The sequence below is a fragment of the Ignavibacteria bacterium genome (assembly GCA_016873775.1).
GTDB lineage: Bacteria > Bacteroidota > Ignavibacteria > UBA10030 > F1-140-MAGs086 > JAGXRH01.
Genome location: VGWC01000040.1, coordinates 1 through 20073 on the forward strand (window position 1 = coordinate 1; position 20073 = coordinate 20073).

At 39.9% G+C, this 20073-nt stretch carries 18 protein-coding genes and 1 tRNA gene; 8 read left to right on the forward strand and 11 right to left on the reverse strand.

What is annotated here, in order from left to right:
- The first annotated feature begins 292 nt into the window (after positions 1 to 292).
- The 4 genes from FJ218_06890 (at position 293) to FJ218_06905 (ending at position 1759) form a co-directional block, all read left to right on the forward strand.
- Positions 293 to 649, forward strand: coding sequence for a type II toxin-antitoxin system RelE/ParE family toxin (locus FJ218_06890; protein ID MBM4166626.1), 357 nt, complete (start codon positions 293 to 295; stop codon positions 647 to 649).
- Positions 646 to 957: a helix-turn-helix transcriptional regulator gene (locus FJ218_06895; GenBank protein MBM4166627.1), complete on the forward strand. Its 312-nt coding sequence runs from the start codon at positions 646 to 648 to the stop codon at positions 955 to 957. The genes FJ218_06890 and FJ218_06895 overlap by 4 nt, the downstream gene beginning before the upstream one ends.
- A gap of 269 nt (positions 958 to 1226) precedes the next feature.
- A complete protein-coding gene (locus FJ218_06900) occupies positions 1227 to 1571 on the forward strand; it encodes a hypothetical protein (GenBank protein MBM4166628.1) in 345 nt (114 codons plus the stop codon).
- 8 nt (positions 1572 to 1579) lie between these two features.
- Entirely contained in the window at positions 1580 to 1759 is a 180-nt protein-coding gene (locus tag FJ218_06905) for a hypothetical protein (GenBank protein MBM4166629.1), read from the forward strand.
- Positions 1760 to 1996: 237 nt separating this feature from the next.
- Here the strand turns inward: FJ218_06905 and FJ218_06910 are convergent, their stop codons facing one another.
- From FJ218_06910 to FJ218_06935, 6 genes are all read right to left on the reverse strand, one after another.
- Positions 1997 to 3949 carry an ABC-F family ATP-binding cassette domain-containing protein gene (locus FJ218_06910; GenBank protein MBM4166630.1) on the reverse strand — a complete coding sequence of 651 codons (1953 nt, stop codon included), beginning with the start codon at positions 3947 to 3949 and terminating at the stop codon, positions 1997 to 1999.
- A gap of 98 nt (positions 3950 to 4047) precedes the next feature.
- Complete coding sequence (gene ispE / locus FJ218_06915; protein MBM4166631.1) at positions 4048 to 4923, reverse strand: 4-(cytidine 5'-diphospho)-2-C-methyl-D-erythritol kinase; 876 nt, start codon at positions 4921 to 4923, stop codon at positions 4048 to 4050.
- A gap of 74 nt (positions 4924 to 4997) precedes the next feature.
- Positions 4998 to 6314, reverse strand: a complete 1317-nt coding sequence (locus FJ218_06920; protein ID MBM4166632.1) for a DUF4921 family protein — start codon at positions 6312 to 6314, stop codon at positions 4998 to 5000.
- A 44-nt stretch (positions 6315 to 6358) separates the two neighbouring features.
- A complete protein-coding gene (locus FJ218_06925) occupies positions 6359 to 6589 on the reverse strand; it encodes a CDGSH iron-sulfur domain-containing protein (protein ID MBM4166633.1) in 231 nt (76 codons plus the stop codon).
- 590 nt (positions 6590 to 7179) lie between these two features.
- A complete protein-coding gene (arsM, locus tag FJ218_06930) occupies positions 7180 to 7929 on the reverse strand; it encodes an arsenite methyltransferase (GenBank protein ID MBM4166634.1) in 750 nt (249 codons plus the stop codon).
- Positions 7930 to 8027: 98 nt separating this feature from the next.
- A complete protein-coding gene (locus tag FJ218_06935) occupies positions 8028 to 8822 on the reverse strand; it encodes an RNA methyltransferase (GenBank protein ID MBM4166635.1) in 795 nt (264 codons plus the stop codon).
- A gap of 114 nt (positions 8823 to 8936) precedes the next feature.
- Between FJ218_06935 and FJ218_06940 the strand changes: the two genes are divergently transcribed.
- Positions 8937 to 9767: an alpha/beta fold hydrolase gene (locus FJ218_06940; protein MBM4166636.1), complete on the forward strand. Its 831-nt coding sequence runs from the start codon at positions 8937 to 8939 to the stop codon at positions 9765 to 9767.
- Entirely contained in the window at positions 9764 to 10918 is a 1155-nt protein-coding gene (locus FJ218_06945) for a hypothetical protein (GenBank protein ID MBM4166637.1), read from the forward strand. The genes FJ218_06940 and FJ218_06945 overlap by 4 nt, the downstream gene beginning before the upstream one ends.
- A 111-nt stretch (positions 10919 to 11029) precedes the next feature.
- Here the strand turns inward: FJ218_06945 and FJ218_06950 are convergent, their stop codons facing one another.
- From FJ218_06950 to FJ218_06965, 4 genes are all read right to left on the reverse strand, one after another.
- A complete protein-coding gene (locus tag FJ218_06950; GenBank protein ID MBM4166638.1) occupies positions 11030 to 12532 on the reverse strand; it encodes a leucyl aminopeptidase in 1503 nt (500 codons plus the stop codon).
- A 61-nt stretch (positions 12533 to 12593) separates the two neighbouring features.
- Entirely contained in the window at positions 12594 to 13595 is a 1002-nt protein-coding gene (locus tag FJ218_06955; protein ID MBM4166639.1) for a bifunctional oligoribonuclease/PAP phosphatase NrnA, read from the reverse strand.
- A gap of 67 nt (positions 13596 to 13662) precedes the next feature.
- A complete protein-coding gene (locus FJ218_06960) occupies positions 13663 to 14709 on the reverse strand; it encodes a 2-oxoacid:ferredoxin oxidoreductase subunit beta (protein ID MBM4166640.1) in 1047 nt (348 codons plus the stop codon).
- Between the two features lie 23 nt (positions 14710 to 14732).
- Positions 14733 to 16568, reverse strand: coding sequence for a 2-oxoacid:acceptor oxidoreductase subunit alpha (locus FJ218_06965; GenBank protein ID MBM4166641.1), 1836 nt, complete (start codon positions 16566 to 16568; stop codon positions 14733 to 14735).
- A gap of 389 nt (positions 16569 to 16957) precedes the next feature.
- On the opposite strand from FJ218_06965, the gene FJ218_06970 reads away from it, so the two are divergent.
- Both FJ218_06970 and FJ218_06975 read left to right on the forward strand, forming a co-directional pair.
- Positions 16958 to 17042: transfer RNA gene (locus FJ218_06970), tRNA-Ser, on the forward strand.
- 107 nt (positions 17043 to 17149) lie between these two features.
- Positions 17150 to 18229, forward strand: a complete 1080-nt coding sequence (locus tag FJ218_06975) for a site-specific integrase (protein MBM4166642.1) — start codon at positions 17150 to 17152, stop codon at positions 18227 to 18229.
- 41 nt (positions 18230 to 18270) lie between these two features.
- On the opposite strand, the gene FJ218_06980 is transcribed toward FJ218_06975, so the two are convergent.
- A complete protein-coding gene (locus FJ218_06980; GenBank protein MBM4166643.1) occupies positions 18271 to 19389 on the reverse strand; it encodes a hypothetical protein in 1119 nt (372 codons plus the stop codon).
- Positions 19390 to 20073: the final 684 nt, after the last annotated feature.

A 20073-nucleotide genomic window follows, 5' to 3' on the forward strand; every position in this document is an offset into this window, starting at 1 on the left:
TGGGGCGATGGACACGATTCCGGTTTGTACACGTTTGAATATCTGAGAAAATTGTGTACGTGTAATGATTGTAGGAAAAACGGATTCTGAAACAACTACTATATATTCAATAAATTACATACGATATACTTATTGTAGGAAGCGGACCTTCGGGAATAAGCACCGCGGTGGAAGCAAAAAATGCTGTGTTTCTTTTCATCTCTTATATTCTCGGCGAAAAGTTTAATACGAAGAAAAATATTCTCAACTTGGACATTGTTCCATTATTAGTTAACTTTAACCCGAAAATTATTTGGAACACGTAAGACAAATCATTTATTACAAAGACTATTTTTCCGATTTCTTTGAGGAACAAACGGAAAAAGTAAAAGGGAAAATTGATTACGCACTCTTTCTTGTAACGGTCGCAAAACGGATTCCACAGAAATTTTTTCGCCACATTGAAGGAACGGATGGATTGTATGAAATACGCATCGAGTTTCAAGGAAACATATACAGAATATTCTGTTGCTTCGATGAAGGAAAAGTTGTTGTGCTGTTCAATGGATTTCAAAAGAAAAGCCAGAAGACCCCACGAGAAGAAATAGACAAAGCGTTAAAAATAATGAACGAGTATTTTACCGAAAAACCTAAAAGTAAAAATTTATGAATACCAAAAATAAAAAACGCAAAACCATTACCACATTTGACGAACATCTTGACAAACGCTATGGAAAAATTGGAACGCGAAAACGCACAGACTTTGAAATTAAAGCGAAAGCGTTTGCCATTGGCGAAGTAATTAAAGAAGAGCGACGGCTTGCAGAAATGACGCAAGAGCAATTAGCAGAACGAACCGGAACAAGAAAAAGTTTTATCTCAAGAATTGAAAACGGACATAGCGATATTCAACTTTCAACGCTTTACAAACTTTTTGAACTTGGTTTAGGAAGAAAAATTTCGCTGACGATACAATAAGATGCTACATACACACGTCGAAGCGAAAAAATGTTATAAACCCGGTCAAATTTTTTTTTGATGACGCGAGATATATTTTATAAATTTTAACCGTTCTTTTAAACATAAATGAATAAACCAATGAAACCAACAATCATCGTTTTCCTAGTAATGTTTGTTACTATTTTCTATTCTTGTTCATCTACTGATTCAGGCACAGGAGAGCAAGGAAAGTGGAATGAATTTACGTATACGTATCCTTCCTCAAGTGACCCAACGGAAAAAAAATAGTGAAAACTCAAACGAAAGTGATAGTTAATAATTGTACTTACTCCACAGTATCTGACCACATCATTTTATATGTCGATTGGGAAGCAGAAAACACCGGGAAAGAAGCAGCAGAGTTTGGTTGGCAAAACAAGTGTATACAAGACGATGAGGGAAGGGTTTTTAGTCCTGAGAAGGGAGCGGATTCTAGGCTTATTCAGCCCCTTGATAAGACTGGAGAACTTACGATTACGTACATTTTACCTTCCAAAGTAAATATAAATAATTTATACTGGGGTCTGTATCATGGTGATGCAGAGCTGGGTTTAAAATATAAAATCAAACTCACTCCAGTTAATCAAAAATAAAAATAGTTATGGATATTATAGATGAAGCGCGCAAACTCTTGAAATTGAGAGAAGAATTGCTTGCAAAAGAAAAAGAATTTGATAGCCAACGCCTTGCCGTTCACAATGAACTCATTAAGAAACCAGAGCAGAGTATCGAAATTGATGGTTTCAAGATCTCGAAAGTTAATGATCGGGTTCAGTTATAATTTGATAATGATCTCCTTCGAGAAGAACTTAAAAAAATTGGCTTGTCCTATAAAGAGGTTTTAACAATTATTGCAAGGTCGAAAGAAGAAGTTTCGGTTACAGGGTTGATTAGGATAGATGAGAAGTAGAAACAACTAATAATTACATAATACATTTCTTTCCTCACTAAATTTTTTTGAGAGCACTGTTGAATTTACGAATCCAGAATTTTACATTCGCAAATTCGTAATGTTTCGTTATTCGGACTGGTTAGAATTCGCTTTCACAACTCTCTCAATTTCTTCCGTCAATTTTTCCCAATCAACATAGAGCCAACTCAAATCTTCGGTGAGTTTTTTGTATTCTGCTGAAATGGATTTTACTTGTTCACCATTAGAATAAAAATTGGTATCGCTCATCAACGTTTCACATTCGCTTTTACGTTTTTCTTTTTCTACAATTTCTTTTTCGAGTTTCAATAATTTTTCTTTGAGCGGTTTTGTGAATTTGGAAATGCGTTGTCGTTCTTCCGCTTCAATCCTTTTTTTATTCTGTCCACCAACTACTGACTTCTGACTACTTTCTACTTTTTTCTCCGCTTCAACTTCTTCTTTTTTCTTCGCAAGATATTCCGAAACATTTCCAACGTATGTTTTAACAGAATGATTTTTCACTTCGACAACTCTATTGACAATCGTATCGAGAAAATGCCTATCGTGCGAAACGATGATGTACGTTCCGTCAAATTTTTGCAACGCTTCTTGCAATATTTTTTTTGAACGCATATCGAGATGGTTCGTCGGTTCGTCCATCACCAATAAATTCGCGGGTGAAAGCAACATTCGCGCCAACGCCAAACGACTTTTTTCTCCGCCGCTCAGCACATGAACTTTTTTCTCCACATCATCGCCGCGAAAAAGAAAACTTCCGAGCAACGTTTGCAATCGCGTTCTCGATTCACCGACGGAAATCTCTGCTGCGCTTTCGTACACGGATTTATTTCCATCCAATTCATCCGCTTGATGTTGCGCGAAATACGAAATCGTAACGTTGTAACCTATTATTTTTTCTCCCGAAGAAATTTTTTCAACGCCGGCAATAATTTTTGAAAGCGTAGATTTCCCCGCGCCATTCACGCCGACAAACGCAATTCTGTCGCCGCGTTCAACGGTGAAATTTAAATTCGAGAGAACGAGATTGTCATCATATTGTTTGGAAACATTTTTCAACTCCATCACCACTTTTCCCGATGGCAGCGGAGAAGGAAAATGAAAATGAATCGCGCTTTCTTCATCTTCAAGTTCAATCACGTCAATTTTCTCCAACTGCTTGATGCGGCTTTGCACTTGTCGCGCTTTGGTTGCTTTGTACCGAAATCGCTCGATGAATTGCTCCGTTTGCTTTATTTGTTGCTGTTGATTTTTAAAAGCGGAGAGCAATAATTCTTTTCTCAACACCGATTCTTTTTCATAGAAAGAATAATTGCCCGCGTATTCTTCGACGTTTCCGTTCACAATGGCAAGCGTTCGCTTCGTCATATTGTCGAGAAACGTTCTGTCGTGAGAAATCAGCATAATTGCGCCTTCGTACGAGCGCAAATAATTTTCCAACCATTCAAGTGATTCGATATCGAGATGATTCGTCGGTTCGTCAAGAAGAAGAAGCGAAGGATTTTTCAGCAGAAGTTTTGCAAGAGAAATTCGCATTTGCCAACCGCCGCTGAACTCGTTGCAATCTCTCCCGAAATCATCAACGGAAAAACCAAGTCCCATCAATACTTTTTCCGTTTTCGAGCGAATGCGAAATGCGTCGAGCGATTCGAGTTTGTGTTGAAACTCTCCCTGCAACTCAATCAAATCGTTGAACTCTTCGCTTTCGTGCGAAGTGTGTAACAGTTGCGAATGAATTTCTTCCAAATCGTTTTCGATTTTTTTTACATCATCGAATGCCGATTCCGCTTCTTCGAGCAAACTTCTTCCCTCGAGATGTTCGGTTTCCTGCTGCAAATAACCGATGGAAACGTATTTCGCTTTTTGCACGACGCCGGAATCCGCTTCTTGTTTGCCGACGAGAATTTTGAACAGCGTCGTTTTTCCCGCGCCGTTTGCACCGACGAGACCAATGCGAGCGTTTGCGTTGATATAAAATGAAACGTCTTCAAATAAATATTCGCCGCCGAATTGAATAGAAATATTTTGGAGTGAAATCACTTTTTAGATTTGAGATAAGGGATATGAGATTTGCGCATTATCGTAGTAATGCGAAAAAACTTCTTTGCATCTTCGCGTCTTTGCGTGAGATAACTAGTTTACATCGTACCAAAATTTGGCGGAGTAACGTAGGTAAGAAATTGCTCTTTGTTCACCATTTCGCGTTGGAAAAATTTTGCAACTTTTTCTTCTTTGTAAAATCCAAACAAACACGAACCGCTTCCGGAAAGTGAAACATATTCTGCGCCTGATAAATAAAATCCTTTACGCAATTCTTTGATAAACGGAAATTGTTCAAACACCGGTTCTTCAAAATCATTATCCAAGTTGTCGCGCAGATATTCCATATCGTTTATTCCTTCGAGCAAAATTTCTTTGATGGATTTTGCATAACCTTCTTTCGGCGTAACGTGTTGATACGCCCACTTCGTAAAAATTTGTTCGTTGGGAAACAACACGACAATCCAATACGGAACAGCTAACGGAAAATATTCCAGCACTTCGCCGCGACCGGTAGCATACGCAGTTCCATCGAGTAAAAAATAGGGAACATCGGAGCCGAGTTGCAAAGCCATTTCACGAAGTTTCAAAAATGGAACATGAATTTTCCACAATTCGGAAAGCGCGAGAAGAACTGTTGCCGCATCGGAACTTCCGCCGCCAAGTCCAGCGCCGACGGGAATTATTTTTTTGAGTTTAATATCAACGCCGTGATGAGTGTTTGTTTCTTGTTGGAATAACAACGCGGCTTGCACACAAAGATTTGCAGAACCTTCGGGAATAAGTTCGATTCCTCCTCCGGAAAACGAAATTCCTTTGTCTTGCGCGGTGAGCTCAATTTCATCGTAGAGTTTGATGCGATGAAAAACCGTTTCGATGTCGTGAAAACCATCGCGGCGTTTTCGCAACACACGAAGTCCGAGATTGATTTTTGCGTATGCTTTAAGGAGCACAGAGGTTTTAGGATTTAGGATTTAGGTTTTAGATGTGAGGTTTAGTTGCTTTGAAAACTAATATCGAAAACCTAACATCTTACTTCTAACACCATTTACCTCAAGTAATATTTTAACGGGTTCGGGACAACGCTGCATTCTTCGGCAACACGATAGCCGGTAACTTTTCCTTCGTCGCGGAGTTTATACATTCGCGGAACAATTTTGTCGCGAAGTTCGGGCGGCGTCATCGGATTCAAATAAATTCCTGTTCCTCCTTCAAAACCTGCGGGAATATTGACGCGCAATTTTATCAACACGTGCCACGGCATTTTGTAAATCGAATCGAACGGCGTGTAATACCATTCTTCATTACAGGAAATTTGACTTCCCAGCGCGGCGTGAATAGAATGAACCAAATCACTAACGCCGCGGACCTCTTCGGAAGTTTGGTCGAATGGATTTCCCGCAACGGAACGCGAGTACACTTCAATTGTCGGAAAACGGTGACCAATGCCCACGAACGCAAGAGCGAATTCGTTTTCTGCAAAGACTAAATTATGATGCGCAGCAAAGTTCACTCCGAACTCGTTAAAAACGTTCGGGTCTTCGCGCACCATTTTTGTTTGATGCTGCAGCGAAGAGCCCCATTCATCGAGTGCGACAAGTTGTTTGTGCAAATGGTCGAACGATGCGCCCGCGGGACGAAGCCAGTTTTGAAACACGCTGATATACCGCACGTAGCGATTGTTTGCAATAATATCGCGCATCGCATCAATCGTGAACGTGAAGTAATGATAATGTTCTTCCGGCGTCATTTCTCCCGACGAAAAAAGTTGATGGTCAAATTCCGCATTGTGAACGAAATGCCTTCCCGCAATAATCAAATCGTGTCCGCCGCCGAAGAACGCATCAGCGAGTTGTAATTTTTCATCGCTTGGAATTGCAACAATTTCGTCATCGGTCTTTCCCGTTTGTTTCAATTTGTAATTGAGAATGTTCAGCAAATGATTTTTTCCCAATCCGTTTTTGATGTATGCATCGCGCCATTGCAGCAGTTCATCATTCATCCGATAATCAAAATTCTTTTTCCAATAATCGAGCGTAACGATTTCAAATAAATTTGGTGTGCGGCGGAACAATGCTTCAGTTGAAAAATATTCCTGCGCCGAAAGGTGTTTGATGGAAAGATAATTTCCGTCTTGCACAATCATCCGCGCTTTTTCTGGCGGAGTTTCAAAATATCGCGCTGAACAAAAACTGCAATAATCTTCGGGCGTGTGAACGTCCATTTTTTTTGAAGTTGTTGGAACGCCGTTGGTAATCGGTTTGCTTCCACGTCCGGGGACAGACCACACTTCTGCGCCGGTGAACGGATTGACTTGTTTCACCGTCCCGTCCTGCATTGTTATGTAAAAATTTTCGTGTTGCATTATAATAGCAATTAGTAATTCGTAATTTGTAACTTGTAATTTTGTTACGGTTTTGGCGCTGGCGGAGGAAGAGCAAACGCAATGCTTTCCGCTTGAAAATTTCCATCGCGATGAGAACTGTCGCAGAATGGTTTTGTTTTGCTTAATCCACAGCGGCAAAGAGAAATGCGTGTTCGCCCTGCAATATCGAATGTATTTCCTTTGTCGTCGAAGAGTTCAAACTCGCCTTCGACTTTGATACTTCCGTTGGATTTTATAGTTAATTTTGTAGCCATTGTAACAGAGAGAAATAAAAAAAAGAAAACGTATGTAAAATTCGGTGAGAAAGATAGTAAGGAAATACGGGAAAAAGTAAAGCGAGAAAGGAAGATTTAGAAAATATTCATTCGTTTCTTTCCAAATTGTTTAGTGAAAGAAATTCAAACGGTTGCCAACATTCATTGCACACAGAAAACGATGGCGCAGATGGGTGTATTTTTTTCGATGAAGAAACCAATCTATGGTTAAAAAGATAATGATGGAGGCGAGGACAAATAGCACGGTCATAGTTTTTTCTCCGATATTGAATTGTGATACAGAAAGTTGAAATATGTGGTAGTGTTTCACAAGTGTTGGTTGAAATCTTTACAAGAACGTAAACGGTCTTGCTGGACGAAAAAAGAATCATCAATGATTCTTTTGGTTATATCCCGATTTATCGGGGTTTTTTCGCTGTAGCACGACCATTAATGGTCGTGGAGAACGTGCTTTGAAAACATCGTCATTTTTCTTTTGCCAACTCTTGTGAAACACGACCTCTTTTTTTTTACGTTTGCTGCAGTTTCTATAGTATCAATGAAGGAATGAAGTGAGAACCGTTTGCGGTTCACTTCACTCCTTTTGCCGTAATGCTCAGCAACGCATATTCATTGGTGGACACTTCCGAATATTTTTTTTCTTTGAGGATTTCCACGTGCCGAAATCCCACTTGTTTGAACAGCGAAATGTAATCGTTTTTATTCATCGCCCCCGCAACACATCCTGCCCACAGTTCTGCGTCGCGTTGTAAAGATTCGGGAAAATATCCTTCGGTAACAATATCGGAAACAATGAATGCGCCGCCCTTTTTCAGCACGCGATACATTTCCGAAAATGCTTGTTCTTTTTCGGGAACAAGATTTAAGACGCAGTTACTGATTATTCTGTCCACGGAATTTGCGTCCACGGGCATGTGTTCAATTTCTCCGAAACGAAATTCTACGTTGCGAATATTCAGTTTGCGTGCGTTATCTCGCGCGCGCGCAAGCATTTCTTCCGTCATATCAATTCCGATGACGAATCCGGTTTCGCCAACATATTTCGATGCGATAAAAACATCAATGCCTGCGCCGGAACCCAAATCGAGAACGGTCATTCCTTCGCGAATATCGGCGTATTCCGTTGGTATCCCGCAACCAAGATTGAGATTTGCAATTTCCAGCGTATCCAGTTTTTCTGTATCGTAATGTTCCGCCATTACCACATTGAATTGTGGAGAATCGCAACAACTTGTTGTTGTTGAGCAGCACGATGTTTGCGATGATGCGGTTGCAATTTTTCCGTATTTGTCTTTGATAACTTCTTTTACGTTTTCCATAAAATTAACACGTTGATTGTGTGAAAAAAATAATAATTGATGGTTTTACTATTAGACGAAGCATTGTAAAAAAAGACGCAAAAATAAAATCTATGCTATTATTTCATTTTCCAGATTGCCAACACTGCGCTTAATGCAGAAGCGACATTCAATGATTCTGCTTTGCCGAATTTCGGGATAGAAAAAACACCATCGGAACGTTGTTCGAGTTCGGAAGAAATGCCGTGGGCTTCATTTCCAAACACCAATACGGATTTTGCATTGCGTAGTGTTGGAGGGATTTCGTAGAAACTTCTATTTCCGTTTGCCACTGTTGAAAAAATACTGAAATGTTGAAGTTGGAATTCCTGCAATTCTACAGCCAAGTTTCTTTCTTCAACAATCGGCAGGTGAAATACCGCTCCCATAGATGCGCGAAGAACTTTCGGGTTGAAAAGTTCAACACAATTTTTTCCGAGAAGAACAACATCAACGCCAAACCAATCGCACGTGCGAAGCATTGCTCCGAGATTTCCCGGATCCGAAACCGCATCAAAGGCAACGATGAGCGTATGTGGTGCGTGTACGTATTCCGCTAATTGCCAATTCTTTTTTTTGTCAACAACAGCGAATATGCCTTGCGTGGTTTGTGTGTCGGAAAGTTTTTCTATTTCCTGTGTGGAAATTTCCACAAGCGGGATTTTTTTTTGTTTGGAAAGAAGGTGAATGTGTTTTGCTGAATTGTTGGCATAACTATTCTCTGTTCCGATGAGCATATCCACGTTCCAATCGCTTTGTAACGCTTCTTCGACGCAATGAAATCCTTCGACAAGAAATTGTTGCCGTTCAACGCGGAATTTTTTTTGCAAAAGTTGACGCGTGTGTTTGAGTTGTTGCTGCGAAAGGGAATTCATAGGTTTGTTTGTTTGCTCGTTTGTTTGTTTATTGAATTGAAAATGATGCTTCCGAAACGAATCGGTGGTTAAAGTACTAATGAAATTTGAATTCACAAACACATCGAACAAATAATGGATAGAATGCAAGCGAACATCAACAACATCACCATCGCTTACAACGAATACGGAAACGGCGACCCGCTCATTTTCGTACACGGATTTCCCTTTTCTTCTGCAATGTGGGAATCGCAAGCGAAATATTTTTCCCAACAGTTTCGCGTGATTTCATACGATATTCGCGGACACGGCGAAAGCGAAGTTGGCGACGGACAATTTTTTCTTGAAGATTTCGTCGAAGATTTTTTTTCGCTGCTGGATGTTCTTCGCTGTGAAAAAGTAATTGCCGTTGGTCTTTCTATGGGAGGATATATTCTATTGCGCGCGTATGAAAAAACACCCGAACGATTTCGCGCGCTCGTGCTTTGCGATACGAAAAGCGAAGCGGATTCCAACGACGTGAAACTTAAACGCGCAATACAGGCAAAAGAAGTGAAAACGCACGGAGTACGGTATTTTGCAGATGGTTTTTTGAACGCGGTTTTTGCCAAACGAACCTTTTTCGATTTATCCGACGAATTCGAAAATACAAATGCCGTGGAAACTATACGCGGGATAATTCTGCAGACTTCACCGATTTCCATTGCGGGAACATTACTTGCGCTTGCTTCGCGAACCGATACAACACACGTGCTTTCTTCGATTACTATACCTACGCTCCTTCTCGTTGGCGAAAATGATGTTCTTACTCCCCCCTCAACAATGCAAGCAATGAAAGAAATCATTCCTCACGCAACATTGAACATACTCTCGAATGCAGGACATCTCAGCAATATGGAAAACGCAAATGCATATAACACCGCACTCGAACAATTTTTACTTTCATTGAACAAACAATCGTCGTGATGAAAAATTTCGTGAAATGGTTTGCGTTCATTATCGTGGTTTGCATTTACAAAACAAATACGGCGGCGCAACTTTTGTTGAATGCGGATTTAATTGTAACGCCAACAACGATTGAACCGCAGGAAAGCCCGCTGAAAAATGTGAACACAACGTCGCACAACAATTCGCCATTCAATTTGTTCCGTTCAGAAATGTTGGGATTGTGGGGCATTAGTGAAATATTTTCCGTTCGCGCAAATGCACTGTTCGACACAAAAATGAAAAATCGCATTCGGTTTGATGGAGTATATCTCGAAGGCAAACCGGATTCTGTATTCAATTTCCGCGTGGGAAAAATTCCTACAACGTTTGGAAATTTTGTATCCCGACGATTTGCGCGCGAAAATACATTGATTGGATTTCCGTTGATGTACAGTTTCAAAACTCCGTTGTTTGGGAACGACGTTGATACCAATATTTCTCAAGTGTTGTTTCGCAAGCAGCAGTATGATTCAGAGATTATTGCGTTGAATGAAGCGGTTTGGATACAGGGAATTTCTGTGTTGGGCTCAATGGAGAATTTTCGGTACGCATTTTCTCTTTCCAATAGTTCACTTGCAAACCCGAACGTGAAACGCAAATATGGAAATCAATATTCTGGAAGAATTTCATCTACGCTATCCGATAATTTAGAAATAGGAATTTCCAGCGCGCTTGGTTCGTATCTTGACAAAGCAAAACATCTTCCTTCTGATAAAAAGATTGAAGATGTGAAACAAAAAATATACGGTGCAGATGTCCGATACGAATACTGGCGATACGAATTTCTCGGTGAAGTAATGCAAATAACATATGATGTGCCGTTGCTTCCCCAAAAAGAGCTTACGGCGAAAAGTTGGTATGCGGAACTCCGCTATCAATATTCGCGCACCATTTTGCTTTCTGCGCGCGTGGAACAATTTCTCTTTTCCGACGTTGATTCTTTCGGAACATCAGTGAATTGGGGCAACAGTATCAATCGGTGGGAAATGGGAATTCGGTATCGCTATGCCGATATGTTCTTCAAAGGAGTATGGCAACGCATTGAATTTTCCTCATTGCAAGAATCGCTGCTCGATATTTATGCTCTGCAAATCATATACCGATGGGAAGATATTTTTAAGGCGATGTGAAATTTGGGAGCGCGGTTTTTTTGTCACAAGAGTTAAACATTCATTACAAAATTTCTTTCAGCAAATTTTCAGTTTCTTTTTCTAATTTCATCACTGTTTAAAAAATTCAATTCACTTCCAACTCTTCGCAAATTCCGTCAACAGCCGCACACCAACTCCGCTCCCACCTTTCGGCGCGTACGGTTGATTGTCTTCGAGAATTGCCGTTCCAGCAATATCGAGATGAACCCATTTGTAATCGCCGATAAATTTTTTCAGGAAGAATGCCGCTGTAATTGTTCCCGCCCAACGTCCGCCGACATTTTTTACATCGGCAACGTCACTCTTAATGAGTTTCTCATATTCATCATACATTGGGAGTTGCCAAACGCGCTCATAAGTTTTTTCTCCAGCGACTTTTAGTTTGTTCATTACGTCGTCGTCGTTGCCCATCATTCCCGTTGCAACATGTCCAAGCGCAACAACACACGCGCCGGTCAACGTTGCTAAATCAATCACCGCTCTCGGCTTAAATTGTGAAGCATAAGCAAGCGCATCGGCAAGAATCAATCGTCCTTCCGCATCAGTGTTGTCCACTTCAGAAGTTTTTCCTCCGCGATGTGTAACAACATCGCCGGGCTTTACAGCGCTTCCACTCGGCATATTCTCTGTTGCAGGAATTAATCCAATGACGTTCACCGGAAGTTTAAGTCGTGCGATAGTTTGCAATGTTCCAATCGCTGCTGCTGCGCCGCTCATATCCATTTTCATTTCCGCCATATTTGCGGATGGCTTTATTGAAATTCCACCGCTATCAAACGTAACGCCTTTGCCGACAAAAATTATTGGCTGCGTTTCTGCGTTTAGCGTTCCGTTGTATTTTAAAATTATGAAACGCGGATCTTTCACACTGCCTGAACTCACAGCAAGTAAACCGCCGAATTTTTCTTCTTCGATTTTTGCTTTGTCCCATATTTCGCAATCAAAACCGAACTGCTCCGAAGATTTTTTTGCAACATCAGCAAGCGTTTCAGGATAAATTTCATTCGATGGAGCATTTTCCAAATCGCGAGCGAGAATTGTTCCTTCACAAATTATTTTTGCAACGGAAATTCCCGATTTTATTTTCTTTACTACTTCATCCGATGCATCGAATAATATTACTTCGGTAATTTTTTCTTTCTCTTTCTTCTCTGAAAAATATTTATCGAACTTATATTGCGAAAGCATTGCACCCTCAACAATTGCTTGTGTAATTTCTTCTGCGGGAAGCTGTAACAATTTTGCTGCAGAAGAAAAATCGACCGAAACTTTTTTAGCTTTCAATATCTTCGCTTTGTTTAATCCCGTTGCTGTTGCCCGACGTAACATTTCGACGGAAAATTTTTCTTTCTTTCCAACACCTATGAGAAGTAATTGAGGAGTAGCAATTGCATTGTTCGTGAACACTTTGCATACATCTCCGTCTTTTCCTTTAAAATTTTCGAGTGAAGAAATTTTCTCTGCAAGATTTTTTACTTGCTTCGGAAATATTTCTATTTGTTTCGCTATTGATTTTTGTTCTTCAGAAATGAAGAAAACAACTGCATTAGATTTGATTTGTTTTAGTGTGGATTTGGTTGGTGTAAGTTTCATATAATTTTACATTTTATATTTTACATTGAACATTGAAAAATTTTCTAACATACTCAACTACTCATTTACTCAAATACTTTTTCGCTGTATCAACTACTTCTTTCACAATATCATCAAGTTGTACATTGTGAATTCTCGCTCCCGCCGCATTTTTATGTCCGCCACCGCCAAATTCTTTCGCAAATTCGTTAAACGGAATATCGCCTTTAGAACGAAAACTTATTTTCACTCCATTGTCTAATTCGTTGATGAGAACCGCGCCGAGAACTCCATCAATGCTCATTGGATATGTGGTGAAGTTATCCGTTTCTTCAACATCTGTCTGCGTTTCTTCAAACATTTTTTTTGTGCAAACGATGTACGCAAGTTTGTTATCGAAAGCAAATTTCATTTCGTTCAACACTTTGCCGAGCAACACCATTCTTCCTTTCGACCAACGTTCGTACACGTTTGCAAACGCTTTCGTCGGGTCAACACCGTACGATAGAAGTTCTGCAATAATCAAATGTGTTTCTTTATTTGTCCTCGGAAAACGAAACGAACCAGTGTCAGTCATAATCGCAATGTAAAGTTCCGTTGCAATTTGTTTATCGAAATCAAGTTTCGGATTTGCTTTTCGCATTGCATCGAGCAAGTTGAAAATAATTTCTCCCGTAGAAGAATAATTATCGTCAATAAAATATTCATCGGCAAACATTTCCGGTTCGAGATGATGGTCAACGATAACTTTTTTTGCAGAACTTTTCTTGACAACATTTTCCATCGAACGCAAACGGTTTCCTTGATTTGTATCAAGAATTATTATGCAATCTGAAGCAAGAATTTTTTCTGAATCGCGTTTTTCATCGAAGCACAGCAACTCTGAGTTTGTTTTGTCGAGAAAATCGTATTGTTTCGGTGTTTCACTGTGATTGATTATCGAAACATCTTTTCCCAACTTCTGCAAAAAATGTTTCATTGCCAATTCGCTTCCCAATCCGTCTCCGTCGGGATTAACGTGTGTGGTGAGAACAAAAGAATTGTGTTCCGAAATTATTGTTTGAAAGCGTTGTATATCAAGCATTGTGAGAATAAAAAAACGAGAGAGGAAAATTTCTCTCTCGCTTGTTAATCAATTCAAAATCAAACTATTATCCAATCTTCCACGTTTGTCCGCTGCGAAGTAACGCATTCAAGTCACCTTTCTTTTTCGCTTCGGCTTTTTGAATTTGCAACTCCATATCGTTTTCATACGTTGTGCGTTCTACGGCTTTGAAAATTCCAACTGGACGCGGCATTCCTTCCATTGCAGAAAAGTTAGCAAGAATAAATGCGAGCGTAGAGTCTTTTTCGTTATGCACGAGCAAATCATTTTGTGAAACGCTATCGCCGAGAGGAACAACACGCGGTGTAAATCCATCGAGTTTTATTCCTCTATTTTTTTCTTTTCCGAACACCATTGGCTTGCCGTGTTCAAGAAAGAGAACGTTATCGTCTTTCGTTTCTTTTTCCGTGAATGTAAAGAACGCGCCATCGTTAAACACGTTACAGTTCTGATAAATTTCGACAAACGCACAACCTTTAAATTCTCCCGCGCGTTTTAAAATTGCTTGCATATGTTTCGGATCTCTATCAAGCGTTCGCGCAACAAAACTTCCTTCTGCTCCAAGTGCAAGCAACGTCGGATTAAATGGATGGTCAACTGAACCGTGCGGCGTGGATTTTGTAACTTTTCCGTATTCCGATGTCGGAGAATATTGTCCTTTCGTCAAACCATAAATTTGATTATTGAACAACAACACTTTGATGTCAATATTTCTGCGTAACAAATGTATGAAATGATTTCCGCCGATACTTAAGCCATCGCCATCGCCGGTAACAAGCCACACGGATAAATCGGGACGAGCGAGTTTTACGCCGCTTGCAATTGCCGGTGCGCGTCCGTGAATTCCGTGAAAGCCGTATGTATCCATATAATACGGAAAACGTGACGAGCAACCGATTCCCGAAACCCAAACGATGTTGTGTTTCGCAACGCCAAAGTCCGGCATAATGCGTTGCACTTGCGCAAGAATGGAATAATCGCCGCATCCGGGACACCATCGCACGTCTTGGTCCGATTGAAAATCCTTTGCGGAATATTTTGGTTGAACAAAAGTTTGTTGTGTTTGATGTATAAGTTCTTGTAATAAAGACATAATGTTTAATTCAATTTTATTTGTTATTTCATTCCCAATACTTCATCAATTTTCTTTTCAAGTTCAACGGATTTGAACGGTAGTCCTTGAATTTTATTATACGAAATTGTTGGTACCATATATTTGAATCGCAACACTTTCGAAAGTTGTCCCAAATTTAATTCGGGAACGAGAATGTGTTTAAAGCGATACAAAATTTCGCCAATGTTTTTTTGCATAGGGTTGAGATATTTAATATGCAAATGCGAAACCGATTTTCCTTCTTTGCGTTTATTCGTTACTGCCGTTTTAATAGAGCCGTACGTGCCACCCCAACTGACAACGAGAACATCGCCTTCCGTATCGCCTTCAACTTCTGCAAGCGGAATATCATTCGCAATGCGGTCGATTTTTTCTTGACGCAACTTAACCATCAATTCGTGATTTGCCGATTCGTAATTGACATTGCCCGTGATGTTTTGTTTTTCCAAGCCACCAACGCGGTGTTCCAAACCGGGAGTTCCGGGAATTGCCCAAGGACGTGATAAAGTTTTTTCATCACGCGAGTACGGGAAAAACCCTTCCGCTTCTGTTCGAAATGAAACAGGAATTTCCGGCAAATCGTCTGCATTCGGAAATTTCCACGGCTCTGCACCATTCGCTAAATATCCATCGGAAAGAAACATTACAGGACACATAAATTTCAATGCGATTCTGCTTGCTTCAAACACAGTTCCAAAACAATCGGATGGCGTTTGAGACGCGATAACACAAACCGGAGATTCGCCATTTCTTCCATACATCGCTTGCAACAAATCTGCTTGCTCCGTTTTTGTCGGAAGTCCTGTGCTTGGTCCCCCGCGTTGAATATTCACAATCACGAGTGGAAGTTCCGTCATTACTGCAAGTCCGATTGCTTCTTGTTTCAATGCAACACCGGGACCGCTTGTTGTTGTTGTTGCCAATGCTCCTGCGTATGCTGCACCGATAGAACTTGCGATCGCGGCAATTTCATCTTCCGCTTGAAATGTTTTCACGCGAAAGTTTTTGTGCCGCGAGAGTTCGTGAAGTATATCGCTTGCAGGAGTAATCGGATAACTTCCGAGAAATAATTCGAGATTCGATTTCACCGATGCGGCAATCAGTCCCCACGCGATTGCTTCGTTTCCCGTAATGCTGCGATATGTTCCCGCATCAAGTTTCGCAGGTTTTACTTCATAGCGAACCGCAAAAATTTCTGTCGTTTCGCCGTAATTCCATCCTGCCTGAAGAACGCGCGTATTTGCTTCCATAAAATCAGGAGTTTTTGCAAACTTAGATTTTATCCATTCAATTGTTGCATCCATCGGACGATTGAACATCCAATACATCATTCCGAGCGCGAAAAAGTTTTTGCAGCGGTCAATGTGTTTCGAGGACATATTCATATCAGTAAGAACAAGTCCCGTGAGTTTGGTAATATCAACAATGTGCAATTGATATTTACTCAGTGAACCATCATCGAGCGGACTGACAGCATAGTTTGCGAGTTTCAAATTTTTTGCATCGAAACCATCGCGGTTTGCAATAATAACTCCGCCATCAACCAAACTATTCAAGTTCACTTTCAACGCCGCAGGATTCATTGCAACAAGCACATCGCATTGGTCGCCGGGCGTATAAATTTCCGTTGATCCGAAATGAATTTGAAATCCGGACACGCCGAATAAAGTTCCGGCAGGAGCGCGAATTTCTGCGGGATAATCGGGAAACGTGCTTAAATCATTTCCCATCAACGCGGTGGTTTTGGTAAATTCCATTCCGGTCAATTGTATTCCGTCTCCGCTATCGCCGGCAAATCGGATAGTTACGTCGTCAAGGTTTTTGAGTGGTTTCACGATGGTTTGGGTTGTTTGCTGTTAAAGGATAACCTGTTCTTCGATGTGGAAGAACGTTGGATTCCGTTTGAGATATTCTTATGAAAAAAATCGGGGGTAAATTTATAAAATTCTTGGAGAATAGTTTTCGCTTGCAATGAACTGAACGGAAATTTGTTCACATAAATCTTTCCCCTTTGATAACAACTTTCCATATCTTTTTTCCACCAATAAAAATTTTTCATAAGAAAAATGATTGAACAAATAGAACAAAAATTATCCGAAGAGAATGTCAATGCGTTTTTGAAACAACGTTCGTTTGAGGAGATGTATAGAAGCGTGCAAAGAAGAGAATTTTTTGTTCAAGCGTGAGTTCGTATCTTTTGCCCGCACTTTTTTGCGAATCACGAATCGGAGAGCTCGCCTAATGGTATGGCAGCAGTCTTGAAAACTGCCGTCAGCAATGACGTGGGGGTTCGAGTCCCTCGCTCTCCGCTATAACTCATATTGTATAATAAAATCAATGTGTTTGTTGGTCATATATTTGGATAGTGTCCAAAACGTGACCAAATACAAACGATTTCTAATTATATTTAGTGAGTTTTATGACCTCTCCCAAAATCAACCTTAAGAAAATCAAACGCCAAAAAGGATATGTTTATCAACTTGATTACCGTCTAAACGGGAAACGCATACGTCAGTCTATTGGCCCTGATAAAAAAGAAGCTGAGTTAATAAAGACTCAACTTCAAAAAGAATTCCTTCTTGGTAACTTCAACCTTTCTACTACCAAACAAAAAAGTATCAGTCTAAATGAACTATCCGAGGAGTTTTTCAAAGCGAAGAAAAATATTATTCGCGATTCGTCATTAAATCGATATCGAAGTTATTTTGAAAAACTCTCGAGTTTCTTTTCAGCATATTTTCCGTCGGTTTACGCTGACGTAACAAAGATTGAATCGAAATACGTTAAAGAGTTTATTGATATCGTTCTCGAAGGAAGGGACAAAGACCAAAAGAAGTGGGAGAAAAAAACAATTAATGAATGCACTAAATTTTTAAAATCTCTTTTTAAGTTCGGTGTCGAAAATGACTTGTTAAATGAAATCCCATTGAAAAAAATTCCAATACTGAAGGTATCAAAGAATGGAAAAGCAGATTATTTCAGCGATGATGAAATAGAAAATATATTTAACAAAATAGATCCGTATTGGTTAGCACCAATGAGGTTTATGCTTAACACAGGACTAAGAAAAGGAGAAATGATAAATCTAAAATGGGATAATGTATTACTACAAAAAGAGAACTCAACAATCACTATAAGTTCGACTGATGACTGGGAAACAAAGACGGAAACATCACGCAACATTCCATTAAACAAAATTGCCATTGAAATACTGGAACAACAAAAAGGAAAACACAAGGAATATGTTTTCACAAATAAAAGCAATAAAAAAATGCATCCTGACGAGCCTTATCACGCCCTCAAAAAAGCATTACACGCATTAGGACTGAAAGGAGATGTTCACAAACTTCGCCACACTTTCGCAAGCAGACTTGTTATGAAAGGCGTAGATTTATATACAGTAAAAGAATTACTCGGGCATTCTGATATTGAAACAACACAAATCTACGCACATCTTAGCCAACAACATTTACAAACAGCAGTAGCAAAATTGGAGTAAAAAAAATCCCCCTACACATTACTGCAGGGGGATTCTTTTTCTTACAAACAATTACAATAACATTCTTTCAATCCTACATTCTTTCGCATTGTAAAAGGCTCTTTACATAACTCAATTCCTGGCTTTACTTTCCACGGTGCATTATCAATCATTTGTATCACATCGCGATATACTGTTTCACGATACTGAGTAGAAACATGAAAATGTGTTCCTTCTTTTATTAAATCATTTGTATCAGGTTGCCATTCGGGCGCGACTAAATGCCACTTCTTTCTCCATTGATCAAGACTACTATTCACCTCTCGGTATGTTCCCAACGTAATTCTTGTCGGTGTCAATCCCATCTTCGCTGCATTATTGAAGAACTGAATATAATCCTCCCTCCAATTTTCCGGAGTCAGTATCGGGTCAATGCGAAATCGGGTTTCATACCCAAAATTTTGTGCTTGTAAACATGCTTGCAAACGCTCTTCAATTGGTGGAGTGATTCTCTCACCCGTGTCAGCATATTTACCTTCCCATAAATCTGCAATGCGTTCCGGATTCAATGAAAAGGTAACGACAACATTCTGTGTTGGTAACCCTTGAAGGTAATGTGTATTTGCAGATTTAGTAAGAAGAATCAATTTATTCCCCCTTGGATTTGTCGTAGGATCTGCAAAGAGCGGAATATACCGACGTGCATGACCAGTAACTCCTTCAAACAATAAGGAGTCCGCACAATCAATTCCTAAGCCGAGTGTATCTTTTGAAGTCCGTCGAATTCGTCCCCTTTTGTTTCCTTGCGTATCCTTCCAATCTGTTTCCCATTCATCTGCAAGCAACCATTTCCGAACTTCGTTTTCAAATTCATATATATTGTCATAAACTAAAGGTTTACGAGGGTCTCGCATTGCCCGAAACGTTAACATCAAAAAACAGAACCTGCATTGGTATCCACAAGCTCCAGAGCCAATGGCAAGGTCATACCATACGGGAGGACAAAATGTATTTCTATCTCCATGCCAGTTATGCTTGATAAATTTATCTTTACGGGACGCTCGGTAAATTTCCATATCTTTTATTGTTCCAAGTTCAGAAGCAGGAATGGTTTCTTTCCGCCAGTTCCCATCGCTTACTTGTGCTGAAACATATGAGTTAATTCTTTTTTTTCTACTCATAAGATGATATTCTTCCAATCAATATTTTTCATCGTTCACTCAAATAATTCATTAGAAAATACATGCCTTTCAATTCACTCGCACAAGAACTATACCAAACAATTCTCCGCTTTTAATAATGTAATTCATATTCTTCGTGTCGGGTCTTCCACTAACTCTTTTAATCCTATCGTGGATCAAATCATCATAACTCGCATTGATTACATCATTCCAGTCATAATAATTTATTCCTTTGTTTTTTATAGCTTTCGCTCCCGCATTAAATGTCATTGTCTTCAAAAGTTCTAAATCTTTTTCTTCTCCATAAAACGGCATCGCCATAATGCGGACGAAGATCCCGGCTTTGGCTATTTCCTCAACAATTTTCAATCTTTCGGATATTGGAAGTGTCCATAATTCTAACTTTAGTCGAATGGGTTCGTGCGGTGTAGCGAAACTCATCTCCACCTGAACCATATCGCGCATTTCTATTAATTTCGGTATATGTCGAACGATGCCATTACTTTTTGTCAAAAAATGGATCATCCACGAATTTCCATTTACGGACGCATTCTGAAATGCTGTCAATATCTCAAGCATAACATCGCGCCCTTGTCGTTGAACTTCGTGTAACACCCTCGGCTGATAATATTCACTCGATTCATTAATCTGTATCCGTTTCAAATGCTGCGGTAAATTTCGAAG